General features: G+C 39.8%; 16 protein-coding genes. 5 read left to right on the forward strand and 11 right to left on the reverse strand.

Going from position 1 to position 15,373, the window contains the following annotated elements:
* Window positions 1-6 precede the first annotated feature (6 nt).
* Complete coding sequence (locus EV695_RS04155; RefSeq protein WP_131904642.1) at window positions 7-663, reverse strand: precorrin-8X methylmutase; 657 nt, start codon at window positions 661-663, stop codon at window positions 7-9.
* A gap of 172 nt (window positions 664-835) precedes the next feature.
* On the opposite strand from EV695_RS04155, the gene EV695_RS04160 reads away from it, so the two are divergent.
* The 3 genes from EV695_RS04160 (at window position 836) to EV695_RS04170 (ending at window position 3,720) form a co-directional block, all read left to right on the forward strand.
* Window positions 836-1,723 carry a phosphoribosylaminoimidazolesuccinocarboxamide synthase gene (locus EV695_RS04160; protein WP_131904643.1) on the forward strand — a complete coding sequence of 296 codons (888 nt, stop codon included), beginning with the start codon at window positions 836-838 and terminating at the stop codon, window positions 1,721-1,723.
* A gap of 83 nt (window positions 1,724-1,806) precedes the next feature.
* Complete coding sequence (gene gspC, locus EV695_RS04165) at window positions 1,807-2,712, forward strand: type II secretion system protein GspC (protein ID WP_131904644.1); 906 nt, start codon at window positions 1,807-1,809, stop codon at window positions 2,710-2,712.
* A 105-nt stretch (window positions 2,713-2,817) separates the two neighbouring features.
* The gene (locus EV695_RS04170) at window positions 2,818-3,720 is read left to right on the forward strand and encodes an FAD:protein FMN transferase (protein WP_165874613.1); all 903 of its coding nucleotides are present in this window, start codon (window positions 2,818-2,820) and stop codon (window positions 3,718-3,720) included.
* Between the two features lie 40 nt (window positions 3,721-3,760).
* Here EV695_RS04170 and EV695_RS04175 read toward each other — a convergent pair whose 3' ends face one another.
* The 9 genes from EV695_RS04175 to EV695_RS04215 all read right to left on the reverse strand — a co-directional run bounded on the left by EV695_RS04175 (window position 3,761) and on the right by EV695_RS04215 (window position 12,969).
* Window positions 3,761-4,348 (reverse strand): class I SAM-dependent methyltransferase, encoded by a 588-nt coding sequence (locus EV695_RS04175; RefSeq protein ID WP_131904646.1) that lies wholly within the window; start codon window positions 4,346-4,348, stop codon window positions 3,761-3,763.
* A 72-nt stretch (window positions 4,349-4,420) separates the two neighbouring features.
* Window positions 4,421-4,795, reverse strand: a complete 375-nt coding sequence (locus EV695_RS04180) for a SirB2 family protein (RefSeq protein WP_131904647.1) — start codon at window positions 4,793-4,795, stop codon at window positions 4,421-4,423.
* A 55-nt stretch (window positions 4,796-4,850) separates the two neighbouring features.
* Window positions 4,851-5,987 carry a 5-(carboxyamino)imidazole ribonucleotide synthase gene (locus EV695_RS04185; protein ID WP_131904648.1) on the reverse strand — a complete coding sequence of 379 codons (1,137 nt, stop codon included), beginning with the start codon at window positions 5,985-5,987 and terminating at the stop codon, window positions 4,851-4,853.
* On the reverse strand, window positions 5,987-6,484 hold the full coding sequence (gene purE / locus EV695_RS04190; RefSeq protein WP_131904649.1) for a 5-(carboxyamino)imidazole ribonucleotide mutase: 498 nt from the start codon (window positions 6,482-6,484) through the stop codon (window positions 5,987-5,989). The genes EV695_RS04185 and purE overlap by 1 nt, the downstream gene beginning before the upstream one ends.
* Before the next feature lie 97 nt (window positions 6,485-6,581).
* Window positions 6,582-8,840, reverse strand: a complete 2,259-nt coding sequence (locus EV695_RS04195) for a hypothetical protein (protein WP_131904650.1) — start codon at window positions 8,838-8,840, stop codon at window positions 6,582-6,584.
* 210 nt (window positions 8,841-9,050) lie between these two features.
* On the reverse strand, window positions 9,051-10,634 hold the full coding sequence (locus tag EV695_RS04200) for an AmpG family muropeptide MFS transporter (RefSeq protein WP_207906940.1): 1,584 nt from the start codon (window positions 10,632-10,634) through the stop codon (window positions 9,051-9,053).
* 98 nt (window positions 10,635-10,732) lie between these two features.
* On the reverse strand, window positions 10,733-11,083 hold the full coding sequence (locus EV695_RS04205; protein ID WP_131904651.1) for an MGMT family protein: 351 nt from the start codon (window positions 11,081-11,083) through the stop codon (window positions 10,733-10,735).
* Window positions 11,084-11,173: 90 nt separating this feature from the next.
* Complete coding sequence (locus EV695_RS04210) at window positions 11,174-11,749, reverse strand: thioredoxin family protein (RefSeq protein ID WP_131904652.1); 576 nt, start codon at window positions 11,747-11,749, stop codon at window positions 11,174-11,176.
* A gap of 152 nt (window positions 11,750-11,901) precedes the next feature.
* On the reverse strand, window positions 11,902-12,969 hold the full coding sequence (locus EV695_RS04215; protein ID WP_207906941.1) for a DUF1287 domain-containing protein: 1,068 nt from the start codon (window positions 12,967-12,969) through the stop codon (window positions 11,902-11,904).
* Window positions 12,970-13,227: 258 nt separating this feature from the next.
* On the opposite strand from EV695_RS04215, the gene xrtH reads away from it, so the two are divergent.
* Both xrtH and EV695_RS04225 read left to right on the forward strand, forming a co-directional pair.
* Complete coding sequence (gene xrtH / locus EV695_RS04220; protein ID WP_131904653.1) at window positions 13,228-13,731, forward strand: exosortase H; 504 nt, start codon at window positions 13,228-13,230, stop codon at window positions 13,729-13,731.
* Window positions 13,732-13,758: 27 nt separating this feature from the next.
* A complete protein-coding gene (locus EV695_RS04225; protein ID WP_131904654.1) occupies window positions 13,759-14,394 on the forward strand; it encodes an exosortase H-associated membrane protein in 636 nt (211 codons plus the stop codon).
* A 9-nt stretch (window positions 14,395-14,403) separates the two neighbouring features.
* On the opposite strand, the gene tcdA is transcribed toward EV695_RS04225, so the two are convergent.
* Complete coding sequence (tcdA, locus tag EV695_RS04230) at window positions 14,404-15,204, reverse strand: tRNA cyclic N6-threonylcarbamoyladenosine(37) synthase TcdA (RefSeq protein ID WP_243651463.1); 801 nt, start codon at window positions 15,202-15,204, stop codon at window positions 14,404-14,406.
* Between the last annotated feature and the right edge of the window lie 169 nt (window positions 15,205-15,373).

The following is a 15,373-nucleotide window of genomic DNA, read 5'->3' on the forward strand; positions in this document are numbered from 1 at the left end:
GAAATTTCAACCATCGTCTGTTTCTTTTCTTATCTTTAATAATGTATTAATTGCCGCTGAGGCAACATCACTACCTCCTTGAGACCCTAAAACAGTAATACAGGGAATATCGAGTTGCTCATGGTTATCCCATAAATAATTTTTGGACTCTACCGCTCCTGTAAATCCAGAAGGCGTAGCAATAATTAGACTTGGCTTTTTAAAGTTATCTTCGTCTTTTAACTCTTCTAAAACCTCTAACAAACGATAAAGTGCAGTAGCTTCTTTACCTATTACAATTATGCTATCAGAGAGATAAGGCTTCCAGAGATCGACCGCTTCCATACTACGTGTATGTTTATTCGACTTTGCCTGTGAGATCACACTGGCTTTGTTTATCAGGCAAATAGGTTCATCTTTTAGATATTTTTGCTTCATTGCACAAGCGACATTATCCGTATCGCAAAGAAGATCAAAATCTTCTTTCAGTGCTTCTAAAGCAATATCAATCGCATCTTTGCTGAATCTGATATTTTCAAGAAGAGATACATCCCCTGCCGCTGCAATCATTTGCAGTGCAACTGCTTTCTCATTGTTATTAAAGTGGGATAACTCAGCGCTTTCTTGAATAGTTTTTAGTGAACGCTTTTGTATATTTCTAGGGTTTTTTTCATATTTAATCATAAACAGACATCGTCATATATATGACTGTCCTAAGTGAATTGCTAGAGATTATAGAAGAACTTTAGAAAAAAGGAGAAAAATAAGAGTTTATTTTCAAGCATTACATAGCGCTTGTGGTTTTGGTTAGATAAAATACAGTGATTAATTATCCAGCTATTTCTGAAGTGAAGCGATGTCAACTCCTGTATTTGAAACCAATCTAGAGCACTTACCTTTATTTACTCGCGGTAAAGTGCGCGATATTTATGACGTAGATGATAATCACATGCTGATAATCACGACGGATAGACTGTCTGCATTTGATGTTGTGCTTCCCCAGCCTATTCCAAATAAAGGAATTGTTTTGACCCAGGTTTCAAACTTCTGGTTCGATAAGTTATCGCACATAGTGCCTAATCACTTTAGTGATCTCACTCTTAATGATTTGAAACTCACCAAATCTGAACGAGAAATGCTCGAAGGCAGAAGTGTTATCGTTAAGAAACTAAAACCTTTACCCGTAGAAGCAATCGTGCGTGGATATATCATCGGTTCTGGCTGGAAAGATTATCAGGAAACAGGAAAAGTCTGTGGAATAGACTTACCTGAAGGCTTAAAACAAGCAGAAAAGTTACCCGAAGTAATCTTCACCCCTTCCACAAAAGCTGAAGTGGGTGGTCATGACGTCAATATCACGTTTAAACAAATGCATGCTCAAATCGGTGGATTTCTAGCGGAAGAGGTTCGCCGCATTAGTATCCAACTTTATACAGAAGCATCTGAATTTGCTTTATCTAAAGGGATTATCATTGCTGACACCAAATTTGAGTTCGGGCTTGATGATCATGGCAGATTGATATTAATCGATGAAATTCTGTCACCCGATTCATCTCGATTTTGGCCAGCAGACCAGTACTCAGAAGGCACTAGCCCGCCATCGTTCGACAAGCAATTTATTAGAGATTATCTAGAAACTCTAGACTGGGATAAAACACCACCTGGACCACATTTACCCGCAGAGATTTTAGAAAAGAGCGCACAAAAATATCAGGAAGTTGCCGACTTATTATTACAATCTTAGAACCAAAAACTAAGTAGGGAGTCCAAGCTACATTCCGGTCTCCTTCTATAGTATTATGGCGACAAATAAATTAGAGCAGTATAATGAGCGCAACCATACAAACAAAAACAAAACTTCCCGGCTTTATAAGCCTGCTACTCGTTATTGCCTTAGGTTTTTCTCTAGCTAAGTTAATGTGGTTAGTGTTAACGCCAGCCCCAAAAATAGGCACTTTTACATCTAGTGACGCTGGTAACCTGATTACACCTCAGACTCAGATTAATTACGGTAAACGCATTGCAGACCAGCATATTTTTGGTGAAGTTAAAGTTAAACCAGTAGCAGCCCCAGTCACTAAACAAACAACAACTAAAAAGGCCGTTGTTGCCCCTACTAAATTAAATTTAAAACTTCATGGCATCGTTGCCTATAAGTCTAAAGAAGGTTTTGCGCTAATCTCAGCCGCTAATGGACCTCAAAAAGTCTATGGCAAAGGCGAAAAAATACAGGAGGGCGTTACTGTCAGTGATATCTTCCCAGAAAAAGTCGTATTAGATAACCGCGGGAAAACAGAAGAACTATTACTACCGGTTAATAAAGCGTCAACCAAATCAAGAAGACAAACCAGCAGCGTTCCTTTACCTGGTAGCGAAACCCAAAAAAAACCTAAGCGCTCTCCTATAGCTGCCCCAAATTCAACACCACCTGACCTTACTCAATTAAGGCAGGATATAATTACTAATCCAACAAAACTGATGGATATAGTGAGACCATCTCCTGCAATTGTAGATGGTCAGTTTATTGGGTTTCGAATTAGACCCGGCAAACAACGAAAAATGTTTAATCAGCTGAACTTCCGTTCAAACGATATCATCACTGAAGTAAATGGTATTGTGTTGGATGATCAAAACAAGGGCGCAATGGTTTTAAATGAATTATCACAAGCATCAAGCATTTCTGTAAAAGTAAAACGTGGCTCACAAGAAATATTAATCGATCACGCATTCTAAATTTAAACGATGTCTCGCTTTATTTCTCTTTGTTTCTTATTAGTATTATTGGTTTCATGTTCTGATAATAACACTCCCAGAAAAGTCGTTTTACAAGGTAAAACCATGGGGACGAGTTATCATATAACTCTGATAACCACACAGAAAAATCAAGATAAGCAATCTGCTTTACAATTGGATATTGATAATCTGTTAAAAGACATCAACCACAAGATGTCGACGTATCAATCCGACTCCGAAATCAGTCAATTTAATGCGAATCCTTCATTAGAGTGGATACCTATATCGCAAGATTTTTATGATGTGGTTGATAGTGCGTTATTAATTTCAAACTTATCTAGAGGCTATTTCGATATAACGATTTCACCTTTGGTAAATCTATGGGGGTTTGGCCCTAAAATAAAAATTAATACGCCTAAGAATGACGATATTAAAGAAGCAATGTCACACATAGGCTACCAAAAACTGGGCACTCAAAAGGAAACCAACTCGCTTAAAAAAACAGACCCACTTCTCACTATAGATTTATCATCAATCGCCAAAGGCTATGCAGTAGATAAAGTAAGTGACTACTTAAGCAGTAAATCCATTGCTAATCATTTAGTGGAAATCGGAGGCGAGGTTAAAGCGAAAGGTAAAAACCTGTCTAATAAGAAATGGCGAATTGCCATAGAGAATCCGGACGCGGATTCAAGAGCGGTCAATAGTTTACTTGAATTAGACAATACTGCTGTAGCCACATCCGGCGACTACCGAAACTATTATGTTGAAAATAATGAAAGACAATCACACATTATTGATCCTAAAACAGGTTACCCGATAAAGCATAAACTGGCGTCAGTCACAGTCGTAAATCCGTCTACAATGCTTGCAGATGCCTGGGCAACCACTCTAATGGTATTAGGTGAAGCAAAAGGAAAAGAACTAGTAATAGAACAAGGCCTGAGCGTTCAAATGATTATTAGAAACGGTAATGGGTTTACAACCTGGAAAAATAAAATGCACTAAAGTAGGGGGGTGCCTTTTCTTCCTTTTAGATTAAGATTTTTCATTTTTTAGCCAAATGAATGGTATACGCTTTACCCTGTTTTACCTTTTTATAGTTACCAAAAATCTCTTTCAGATTTCTTTTCATATACTGGCGTAAACCATTAACTGTAACCAGATATAAACTTCCGTCTTTTTCTAAATGATGATAAGCGTCATGCAACATCAAAGACATCATTTCTTTTCCAACTTTAGCCGGTACATTAGAAGCAATAACATTAAATCGCTTTGACCTTTCAATGTGTTGAAAGCCATTACTTAGCTGCGCAGTAGCATTGGATAACTTATTCAACGCAGCGTTTTTATTCGCATATTCAACAGCCATGAAATCTTTATCAACCAATACTGTTTCACCATTAGGGGCAAGTTTTGCCATTGTTAAACCTATCGGTCCGTAGCCACAACCTAGATCAAAACAATTGTCATCCGAATTAATCTTAATGTAATTCATCAACAGTTTAGTACCATCATCCAATTCTCGTGGAGAGAAAATACCCCAGGTACTTTTGTAATTTAATGTGGTGTCACAAAGTGTGCCGCTAAATGAAATATCTTTACGATACTCATCTAATTGTTTTTTATCTAACATGATTTCTTAGTCTTATGATTATTGCTTAAAAAGCAGAAAATATTTAATGAGGAGTTTTGTGTTTATAGATGCTCAGAACAAAGGAGCGAGTTTATGCGTAGCGATAAGGGAAGCGTAAATAAAAGCAACCAGTCCTAATAGCCACAACCCACTAGCTACAGCTTTTGATAGGCCTTTCTTAAGTGCGATTGTGCCAAACGCAACAAATAACAATAAACTGATAATTTTAGTTAATATAAAACCATCTGCAAAAGAAAGATTTTGTGCAAAGCCAATATAAACGCCTAGACCAAAAAGCAATAAGGTAAAAATCGAAGCGATAGATAACACTGTTGCTGAATTAGTCTTAGGTGAATTTGCAAGCATCAAAGCACCACGAACGATATAGATTATCAATACGGCAATAGCGATGCCAGAATGCGCTTTTATTAATAGCGATAAATCCATAGCTACTCCTTAACTCGACATTTACATTTAATAGAGAATAAACAACTCTATTAAATTAAGCCGGCAGTTGATTAAAGATCTTATCGGCTTGCTGTTGAGCACTCGTTAAGTCATCTGCAAGTGTGCAGTAATGTCCCATCTTTCGACCTGCTCGGGCTTCTTTTTTTCCGTAAAGATGTAACTTGGTTGATGGGTTTTCAAGTAACTTATCCCAATGCGGTTGTGTGTTTGCTCCAGAACCCCAAAGATCGCCAAGCATGTTTGTCATAACCACAGGACTCAACAAACGCGAATCACCAAAGGGTAAACCACATACCATACGTACTTGTTGTTCAAACTGCGAAGTCACACAGGCGTCAAGCGTGAAATGACCGCTATTGTGTGTTCTTGGTGCCATTTCATTGACAAGTAATTCGCCTTTTTTGGTAACGAAGAACTCAACAGCCATTACACCAACATAATCAAGTTTATCAGCCATTCGCTGAGCAGCAGCTTGTGCAGCATTAGCAATATTGTCATCCACTCTGGCAGGAGCCAGTGTTTGATAAAGAATACCATCTCGATGGATATTTTCTGCAACAGGGAAACACTGAGTTTCTCCTTGCTCATTTCTACCGAGGATGACTGAGACTTCACAATCCAGATCAATGCGTTGTTCTAAAACACAGGATACCTGGCCGGTTTCTTTAAATGCGGCTTCTACTTCATCCACACTATTTATTGTTTGTTGGCCTTTACCATCATAACCAAAACGCGCTGTTTTCAAGATTGCGGGAAAAGTAATACCCTTAACCGCGTTAGCGATATCTGAATTTGTATTAATTACCCCATAAGGAACAGGTAACAACCCGCAAGATAAAATAAATTCTTTTTCAACAATACGATCTTGCGCTTTTTCCACAGCACTAGCCGATGGAAAAACAGGGCAATATTCTGTTAGTTTATTAAGTACTTCAGCGGGAATATTTTCAAATTCTGTGGTTATGACATCACATTGATTTCCAAGCTTTACTAAGGCTTCGGCATCGTCATAAGCAGCGATAATATGTTCGTCGGCGAGTTGACCAGCAGGACTACCAGTATCCGGTTCAAGAACAATAACCTTGTAGCCGAGATTTCTTGCTGCAATAGTAAACATACGGCCTAATTGGCCACCGCCTAACATACCGAGTGTTGCGCCTGGTAATAACATTATTTTGTCTCTGGTGGGAGTTGCATATTCAAGGCTTTTTGCTTTTGCTTTTCACGGAACTCAGTGAGTTTTTTAGCAATTGACTCATCCGTATTTGCCAGTAAAGAAATAGCAAATAATGCCGCATTAGTCGCACCAGCTTCACCAATAGCAAACGTGGCAACAGGCACTCCAGCAGGCATTTGTACAATAGAATGCAGTGAATCAACACCTTTTAGATAACGTGAAGGAACAGGGACACCAAGAACCGGTATTTCTGTTTTGGCTGCAATCATGCCAGGTAAGTGCGCTGCACCACCCGCGCCTGCAATTATCGCAGTTAAGCCACGTTCTTTAGCTGAACTTGCATATTCAAACAGCAGGTCAGGTGTGCGATGAGCTGACACGACTTTGTATTCATGTGGAATACCAAATGCTTCTAATTGCTCAACAGCTTTGGACATTATATTCCAATCGCTATTGCTACCCATTACAACACCAACAAGGATTTGAGACATTATTACGTTCCTTAAATCTCACGAAACGGCGCATTATAACCGAATAACACTGTTGTTGTATGGTTATTCCATCATTGTTGAAATTGGCATCGCTAACTTAATAAGTTAGCTTTTCGATAACCGTATTTAAGCCAGGACTTGTTTCAATCATCAACCTGATAGGAGGTCCTACATAACGACTGACATCTTCCTCAAATAACTGATCAAAATTACCAATTTCTGCAATATCTGCCGCTGGTTGTTCCAACAACAATTTTCTTCCACCCCTGCTATCCATCGCATACAAACGAAAGAACTGATTACCTGCACGCGTTGCATTGGTGTAATGCCACAAAAGCGACAGTCTGTTTCTGGCGCCACGTTGTAATGTGATTGGCGGAGAAATAGTTGAATTACCCGTTCTCGCCCAACCCTGAATGCCAGCACCACTAAGTGGGGAGCCCGCTTGTGCTCTTACAACAGGTGCTGGTTGTCTTGCCGCTTGTCGAGGCGCAGGTTCAAGAAATTTATCCCAGTTATTTTGAGCAGGCGCCTGTCTCTGAACTTGCGGAGGCGGAGCTTGTCTTTGCACTTGTGGCTGAGGAGCAGGGGCACGAGGTGCTTGCTGTCTTTCTACGACAGGAGCAACGTAAGCTTTTCTTGGCGCGACATAGGTCGAACTAGTCCCTAAATAGTCCATTAATGCTAAATACTTAGGTGTAGAAGGCTGATGTAAATGATCAAGCATACTGAAGAAGTTTTTAGGTTCTGGTTCACCAATACCGTAATAATGCAGTATCAATCCGCCACCACCTTGTTGCCAGGCATTTAAGTACTGCTGATATGCCGTTCTCATGCGAGGATCTTTTTGTGCAGTCATAAATAAATTAAGCACTGCAGGATCCTTTACGGTATGTGGTGGGTCAAAACGAATCAAATGCTGTCCAGCTTCATACGCTACTAATTGAAGATTGTATTTATCCGCAAGCGCTTTATTTTGAGCAATTTGAGTACGTAGGAGGCTCATTGCACCACCTTCAGGACTGTTCTTTACCATGCCGCCGTGAAGGATTTCCTGGAACAGACGAGATTTTCCGCCATCACCATCTCTCGTCCAGCTTTTAACGGTTTCACGATTCTCTTTACGTGCGATGTAATCGCCAAAGTAAGGACCAATACCGTAGGCATCAATGTGTCTTCCACAGCCGTTAGCCGCTTTCCATAGTGGGCAATCTAAAATTTCTTTACCCACCCAAGGTACTGAATTCAATGATCCAACTGCACAAATTACACGATTACGTTGACCGCCAAATTCTTGTTTGAAAATCTGACACATTTGAACACTGCGCATTGCATACCAGTTAGCTGCGAGTAATACACGGCGTTTTCCTTGCGGAACTTTTGGATAAGGGAACTTCCACAATTTATCTGCTTTTCGGGCGGCGTAAGTTGCAGCAGGGAAGATGGTATTCCACACTTCATTAGAAAACTCGACGTAGACTTTTTGATCTTTACGCAATCGATTTTTAACCATACGTGCGTATTGCGCCATGTAATCATCGCTTGCTTTATAAGGGATACTCAACCATGGAGTCGCATTAATCGCATTGGCTAAATCCACCATACGTTCTGCAGGTACACCATTATCACCGGTATAGTGAGAAGTGCCGATAGTTGCACGTTGATTCCACTCTTCTGCCATATTACCTCTTGGGTTTGTCCAAGGCATAAAGCGTAAGGCATGCATTTCTCTGATTCTGGCGATGTAATCAGGATTAAATACCTGACGCTGATAGGTTTTTTCGTAAGCTTTAGGAACAATACGAATATTACGAATATAGTCACCCGTTCTACGTGGGTCAGTTCTGGTAATTTGCAGTTTTAAATTACGTTTTGGCGATAGCAAATCGAATTCGATGTGCCCAGGTCGTTGATAACCCATACGCAAATCACCGGTGATTTTCATCACACCTTCACCATCATAAAGAACCACATAACGGCCAGTAGGGAAATGCTTTGACAGCTTCCAGGTACTCGTTACACTGGTGAATATAGGAGATTCATTAGGTGCAGGAAGAGACCTTACCCAACCATTGCCATCTAACTGTAATAGATCTTGTTCTTGTGAATTTAACGATTTCTTTTTGGTGCAACCAGGGTCTATAGGGACACCAGCACGCCAGTCAAATTCACATGACGTAAACCAACCACGAGAGCTCTTAAAAATATCAGTAAAAGGAATAGAAGTGGTCATTTTACCGACACCACCGACATTAATTCCGAGTTTTGGATTGGTGCTGTAGCGAGCGCTACTAGTTTGAGTTAGTCCTATTGTTAATGTAAAAAGAATCATTAACTTAATAAATCGGGATAACATCAATTTCTCTCCTTGAAATAGATTTCGCGTCTGTGACTTTAACGGCTGAGCTTAACGATAAAAAACATATATGGCAAACCGCCACATAGCTGAATTCACTATTCTAACTGACAAGTGGCAAAATCACCTAAACACTTAGTTAATATGATAAAAATACCGTGTAAAAGCTGGTTTCAAAAAAATGACACCCCCCTACTTTCAGAGGGTTTTTCATGCCTCGCTGTTTTGTTTTAACTCTAACTTTTTACCTGCGATAAAAATTAAGACTAAAACCGGTATTCCCATAATCGCCGTAATCAGGAAAAAGTTAGGGTAACCAACCTCATCCACCATCGAACCTGAATAACCGCCTAGTATTTTTGGCAATAACGTCATTAATGAACTAAAGATGGCGAACTGCACAGCAGTAAAAGAAATATTCGTCAAACTAGATAAAAAGGCAATAAACGCAGCACTGGCTAATCCAGCGGATAAATTATCAGCCGAGATTACAAGGTAAAGCATAAGCATATTGTAACCTGCCCCTGCCAAAGCCATAAAAAGCAGGTTTGTTAACGCGGAAAGTAACGCACCTAAGAATAGAATTCTCATTACACCAAAACGAACGGATAATAACCCACCCAGAAAACCGCCAACGATCGTCATCAGCAAACCAAAGGTCTTCACCACACTCGCAATTTCAGGTTTTGAAAACCCTAAATCCTGATAGAAAACATTCGAGATTACGCCAAGTACAATATCTGCAATTCGATAAAGACCTATTAACGCAAGAAGAAGAAAAGCGAGCGAGTAACCATAACGTAAAAAGAAATCCTGTACGGGCGCTACATACGTTTCCTTTACCATTGCCTTATTCACGAGTCGCGCTTTAACTAAAACAAAAGCAACAAGTCCAGCGAACGCTATCGCTGTGATCAAGCGAATGAGGGCAACGATGAAATTCGCCAAGTGTTTATTATCTAACGTTACTTTGAGTGAGCTTTTAAGTTCTTTTGAAATATCACTGCTGAAGTAAAACGTTAAAATAAATGCGGTAACAATCGCAATGAATAAGAATAAGAACCTTAAATAATCATCGGCCGAATATTGGGTGGATTTGTCTTTGCTTTGGGCGGGTTCAGGAATAAGTAACGTGGTAATCACACCAACTAACATGACCCCAGCCATGATCATATAGCTGTATTCCCATGCATGATAATTGTAAGCCCCTTTTTCAGAACCAAAAAAACTGGCAAGGTAGAGCGCACCTGCTCCGGCGACCAACATACCTATTCTGTAACCTGCGATATAAGTCGAGGACATTAAGGCCTGTAAATCCGTTTCTGCAGATTCAATGCGATAAGCATCGATTACGACATCCTGAGTTGCTGATGAGAACCCCAATAAAACGGCAGCAATGGCCATTAGCGTGAGACTTTCGTCATTACTTGGATCCGTCTGTGACATCCACAAAATAGCTAAAATAATTGCAAATTGCGACAGCAATATCCAGCTTCGTCTGCGACCTAATAGTCTGGTTAGTATCGGTAATGGTAATTTATCTACCAAGGGCGCCCAGACGAATTTAAAGGAATAACCCAGAGCTGCCCAACTGAAGAAAGTAACGGCGGAGCGTTCAACCCCCGCTTCTCGTAACCACAAACCCAAGGAAGAGAAAATCAGCAGAATAGGGATACCTGCAGAAAACCCAAGAAATAACATCGTTAAAACACTTGGATTCAAGAATAATTTTAGTGTGTCTCCCCATGATTCTTTTTTATTAATCGTTTTAGAATCAGTGATTGAATCAGACATATTTAGCCCATAGTCGATTTAGTTTGTTGCCAATCATACCTGAAAAGTCACCCCCCTACTTACAAGGCGTTTTTCTTATTTTATTAGCCTAAGTAGTATTAAGTATCGTCGCCTGGTCCCCACAATACTTCATCAAGCGCTCTATTCTTATCTGAGGCAACAGGTACAACTTTACCCTGTTTGATTTTTACGCCTTCTTCTAATAACAAAGCTTGTTGTTTTTTATACGGTTCGCTGCCTTTTTCAAACGCAATGGTACGATCGGATTTTACCACCCGATGCCAGGGAAGCTGTTCTTCTGATCGACTCATCGCACGCGCCACCATTCGAGCGTGTCTGGGATACCCCGCAGCACGAGCGACCTCGCCATAACTCATGACGCGCCCTACCGTTATTTGAGAAACGACTTCCCAGATAGATTTATCGAAAGTTTTTTGAAAAGCAGTCATCTTTATCTAATATTTATACATTTTTATTTAAACAGAAAAAAGTAAAGGTCACCTCTTACTTATAAGCTGTTTTTTTATCGTTTGTTTTTTCTAGGTATATTGAGGCTCGTTACCTGCTTTCCATTTAATATTACAACCCATTGATGGTTTTTGGACTACCGGTTGCGGTTCACCTGCGAGCAATGATTCAGCAGCTTTAATCATATCTTCGCCCGTAACCGGAATTTCGGAATTGGGACGCGCACCATCGAATTGACCGCGATAATACAATTTATGATTCGCATCGAATAAAAAGAAATCTGGTGTGCATGACGCTTGATAAGCAGTAGCAGTTTGCTGCGATTCGTCAAATAAATAGGGGAAGGTGTAATCATACTTTTCCACATCTTCAACCATTTTTTCTGGGCTATCATCAGGATAATTTTCTACATCGTTAGCATTGATTGCGATGACTTTTAGACCTCTATCTTGATAATCTCTGGCAAATTGCGCCAACGCATCTTTAATTAGAATGACATAAGGACAGTGGTTACTAATGAAAGCGACCAAAACAGCTTCATTCTTAAAATCAGATAAAGAAATCATGTTGCCCGATGCAGGCTCAATTAACGAAAAATCAGGCGCTTGAGTACCAAGCTCCAGCATTGTAGAGGGGGTTGCAGCCATAGTATTTTTTCCAGACAAGTTAATTTACAAGAAATAAGATAATACAGTCTAGACCGCTTTGCACGTAATTGATGATAGGAAAAATCTTAAAAAAACATAAAAAAAGCCCGAGGTCTAATCGACACTCGGGCTTTTATGATATGTAAACGATGCTATTTAATTAATAACGCATTGATTTCATCATTTGTTAACGTCGCTAGTTTTACGGAGTTATTTTTCGACGTTACCACAGGCCCAGCTGTATTATTTAACCGAACTACATTATTCATGAGTTCAGCATTTGATAATGCGCTTGGTGCTGCAGCCACCGTAAGAGGTGCTGCTTGAGCAGTGCGTGATTGCGTTCCAGCACCTAATAAATTAGCCGCTTGAACCAGTTGAGCATGACTCATTTCATTTCTACGTGACTGTGCTTGATTAGACGCATAATACGTTTGTGTAGAGTTTCCAACATGAGCCGATGTATAACGATAGTGACCAGTAATTGGGAATCTAAATAAAATATCTTCCATCTGCGGACCTTGCGCGATGTTATGCACAATCATCATGCGATTTGGATCAGCACGACTTGGTCTATCAACAACGACACCGATATGTGGTAAATCAGGTCCTACCATCCAGGTTACTAGGTCACCTGGTTTATAATCACGCGCATTGCGAGTGATAGGTAATGCAGCGCCTTTACGCTGGAAAAACTTTCTTAAATTGTAAACACGACGATGATCAATATTGGTATCAGGACGTGATAAACCCCATTTACGTGGATTCGGGTAAGAATTGAAAGCAGTGGTCATATCTTTATGCACTTCTTTCTGTAAATCGATGCCTAATTTACGGTAAGAACGGATGACAACGTCCGTACATACTCCAATATTGGCAGGTACATCACCCCAAGGGTATGCAATCTTTACATATTTACCATCGTATCTAACACGAGATTGTAAACGCTGTAATGCCGCATTAGATAACTTACGCGAGAAAGCACTCACATTATTATTGTATCTAGGTGGATTTATTGCTTTACGTATATTGCGTTTCGGAGAACGTTTTTCATATACAACCGGTTCTACTTCAACGTCATTATCGGCAACAGTAGGCACCTTAGCTATTTGTTTTGAAGCCACTGAGTTGCTAGCTTGTTGTGGTTTTGTGCCCGAACAACCGGTAATGCCAGCAGATATGAGTACAATCGGCATTAATACCGTGAATTTTTTTAACATGGAAAAGACCCCTTTTTATTGTTCTTTTTTTACAGGATATATCAAGATTACTGAGCATAGGCTTAACCATAGAAAATAGTTAAAACAATTTGATATCAATTTCTTATCGAAAGAACGGACTAAAAGTAGCACGTTATTACGAGATCTCATAATAAAGTTGATTTACACCCTTAAATTTAAAGCAATTTCCGTAACTTTTTCACAAAAAACATACGAAAGTTATGCCATACTTTAACTATCTACATTGTCGGAAAGCTTATGCGTATCTCGTGGTTTGTGTTGGTCTTGGTTGTTTTATTTGCCCTGGAATTGCTCGGTCCTGTTCGTGAATACGTTATCTTGCCTTTCACTGGCTTAATCGCATCAGTCAGCGCAGCAGTTACGCAACTATTTGATAGCTCGGTTCAATCTCACGGCATCATTCTTCAAAATATAAATAATGGCACCGCTGTCTCTATTCAGCCCGGTTGTAATGGCGTTGAAGCGATGATCTGTCTGACCGCTGCCATTGTCGCATTCCCTGCCAGCTGGAAGCATAAACTGTATGGCTTATTGTTCGGCTTTATTGCCATTCAGGCACTGAATATCGTTAGAATTATCAGCCTCTTTTACCTATTGCAATGGGATAAAGATTGGTTTGAATGGGCACATTTATACTTGTGGCAAGCACTTATCATTCTTGACGCATTGATCGTATTTATTGTTTGGGTACGCATGCTACCTGAGCCAGAAGATGACCAAACAGAGCCTCAAGCAGCTTAAAACTAACATAGTACTGATTATCAAAATATGACAAAAGAATCGGAACAAATAATCTCAGTTAAAGGATTTTTGCTTAAAATTCTTATTTGGTTGCCAATTACTTTTGTAGTCTGGTATTTCTTAACACCCGTTATTCTCTTTGTACTTTCATTTTTAGCGAAAGCGACATTAACCTTAGTAGCTGGTCAAGCAGTGGTTGATGTTAATGTTTATGAGCACGTGTTACATATTGTTACTCCATTCGCGGCTGAAAAAACCAATGATGTGAATCAGGGGCAATTAGTATTCGCCATTAATGCCATGAAGTACGGTTATGGTATCGCTTTATTTATCGCGATGTTGTTAGCCACTCCCGACAAACTAGGCAATAAGCTGCAGAATTTATACATAGGTATTCTGATTTTACTCATCGTGCAGGTTTGGGGCATAACCTTCGACACACTGCAAACGTTAGTATTTAAATTGGGAATGGGTATTGCAGAAACACTCAACACTACCGCATTTACTCGAGAATTGATCGCGCTTGGCTATCAAATGGGCTATTTAATCTTGCCTGCGGTAACACCAGTTTTGATGTGGTTTGTGATGTATCAAAATCATCTCGAAAAAATGGCGCCTAAATTCGCAAAGATTAAAAAGCCTAAAAAGAAACCTTCTAATTAAAACGATTGCTTAAGTTTTCGCTGCTATTTTTTCCAACACATAAGCCACCGCTACAAACCCAAATGTCGCCGTAACCATTACAGATGAGCCTATTCCTCCGGCACAACTTAAATCCGTCAATGCCGCTTCCCCTGTGGGTTTATCGTTGGACATTTCACCAGAGCTGAGTGGGTATTTCAACTGCTCGGAGGAAAACACACAGGGAATTGAAAAACGACGTTTCGCATTTTTTGTAAAGCCATAATCCTGACGTAATAATTTTCGTGTTTTAGATAATAAAGGATCATGTATCGTTTTACTTAAATCAGAGACTTCTATCAAACCAGGATTTGTCTGACCGCCCGCTCCACCAAGAGTGATGATTTTTATTTTATTGCGTTTGCACCAGGCAATCATGGCTGACTTAACCCGTGAGTCATCGATACAGTCGACAACAAAATCAGTATCGATCGATATCATCGCTTCCATATTATCTTGCGTAACAAAGTCATCAATCGTGACAGTCTCACAATTAGGATTAATATCTTTGATTCTATCCGCCATTACATCGATTTTATTTCGGCCCAAAGTGCTTGATAAAGCAGGGAGCTGGCGATTGATATTTGATTCTGCAACGACATCCATATCGATCAATGTAATTTTTGCTATTGCGTTTCTGGCGAGGGCTTCAGCAACCCAGGAACCAACACCACCCACACCAACCACAATCACATGTGCTTGTTGAAATTTTTCTAAGGCAGCCTTTCCATATAAGCGTTGTACGCCACCAAAGCGTCGATTCATATCGACATGTTGATCTGTTTTAGTCACTTGAAATAGCTTAAATTATCAAAAATAGAAGCTTAGCCTAGTCACCATCAATAAAAAAGCATTTGCTGTGTCAAAAGTACTTTGAAAACCCCTGTAAAAAATGCACCAAAAAGTTGCATACAATACTATTTTCTATAAAATAACGACCATACAGTTAATAACTGGGAAG

Source organism: Cocleimonas flava (assembly GCF_004339015.1).
In the GTDB taxonomy this organism is placed as follows: domain Bacteria; phylum Pseudomonadota; class Gammaproteobacteria; order Thiotrichales; family Thiotrichaceae; genus Cocleimonas; species Cocleimonas flava.

What these genes read in the sequence shown, in the direction of transcription:
- EV695_RS04170 (WP_165874613.1), top strand. Translation starts at nt 2,818, where the DNA reads ATGGGGACGAGTTATCATATAACTCTGATAACCACACAGAAAAATCAA.
- EV695_RS04225 (WP_131904654.1), top strand. Translation starts at nt 13,759, where the DNA reads ATGACAAAAGAATCGGAACAAATAATCTCAGTTAAAGGATTTTTGCTT.
- EV695_RS04160 (WP_131904643.1), top strand. Translation starts at nt 836, where the DNA reads ATGTCAACTCCTGTATTTGAAACCAATCTAGAGCACTTACCTTTATTT.
- EV695_RS04200 (WP_207906940.1), bottom strand. Translation starts at nt 10,634, where the DNA reads ATGTCTGATTCAATCACTGATTCTAAAACGATTAATAAAAAAGAATCA.
- purE (WP_131904649.1), bottom strand. Translation starts at nt 6,484, where the DNA reads ATGTCTCAAATCCTTGTTGGTGTTGTAATGGGTAGCAATAGCGATTGG.
- EV695_RS04215 (WP_207906941.1), bottom strand. Translation starts at nt 12,969, where the DNA reads ATGTTAAAAAAATTCACGGTATTAATGCCGATTGTACTCATATCTGCT.
- EV695_RS04195 (WP_131904650.1), bottom strand. Translation starts at nt 8,840, where the DNA reads ATGTTATCCCGATTTATTAAGTTAATGATTCTTTTTACATTAACAATA.
- xrtH (WP_131904653.1), top strand. Translation starts at nt 13,228, where the DNA reads ATGCGTATCTCGTGGTTTGTGTTGGTCTTGGTTGTTTTATTTGCCCTG.
- EV695_RS04210 (WP_131904652.1), bottom strand. Translation starts at nt 11,749, where the DNA reads ATGGCTGCAACCCCCTCTACAATGCTGGAGCTTGGTACTCAAGCGCCT.
- EV695_RS04185 (WP_131904648.1), bottom strand. Translation starts at nt 5,987, where the DNA reads ATGTTATTACCAGGCGCAACACTCGGTATGTTAGGCGGTGGCCAATTA.
- EV695_RS04175 (WP_131904646.1), bottom strand. Translation starts at nt 4,348, where the DNA reads ATGTTAGATAAAAAACAATTAGATGAGTATCGTAAAGATATTTCATTT.
- EV695_RS04155 (WP_131904642.1), bottom strand. Translation starts at nt 663, where the DNA reads ATGATTAAATATGAAAAAAACCCTAGAAATATACAAAAGCGTTCACTA.
- EV695_RS04205 (WP_131904651.1), bottom strand. Translation starts at nt 11,083, where the DNA reads ATGACTGCTTTTCAAAAAACTTTCGATAAATCTATCTGGGAAGTCGTT.
- gspC (WP_131904644.1), top strand. Translation starts at nt 1,807, where the DNA reads ATGAGCGCAACCATACAAACAAAAACAAAACTTCCCGGCTTTATAAGC.
- EV695_RS04180 (WP_131904647.1), bottom strand. Translation starts at nt 4,795, where the DNA reads ATGGATTTATCGCTATTAATAAAAGCGCATTCTGGCATCGCTATTGCC.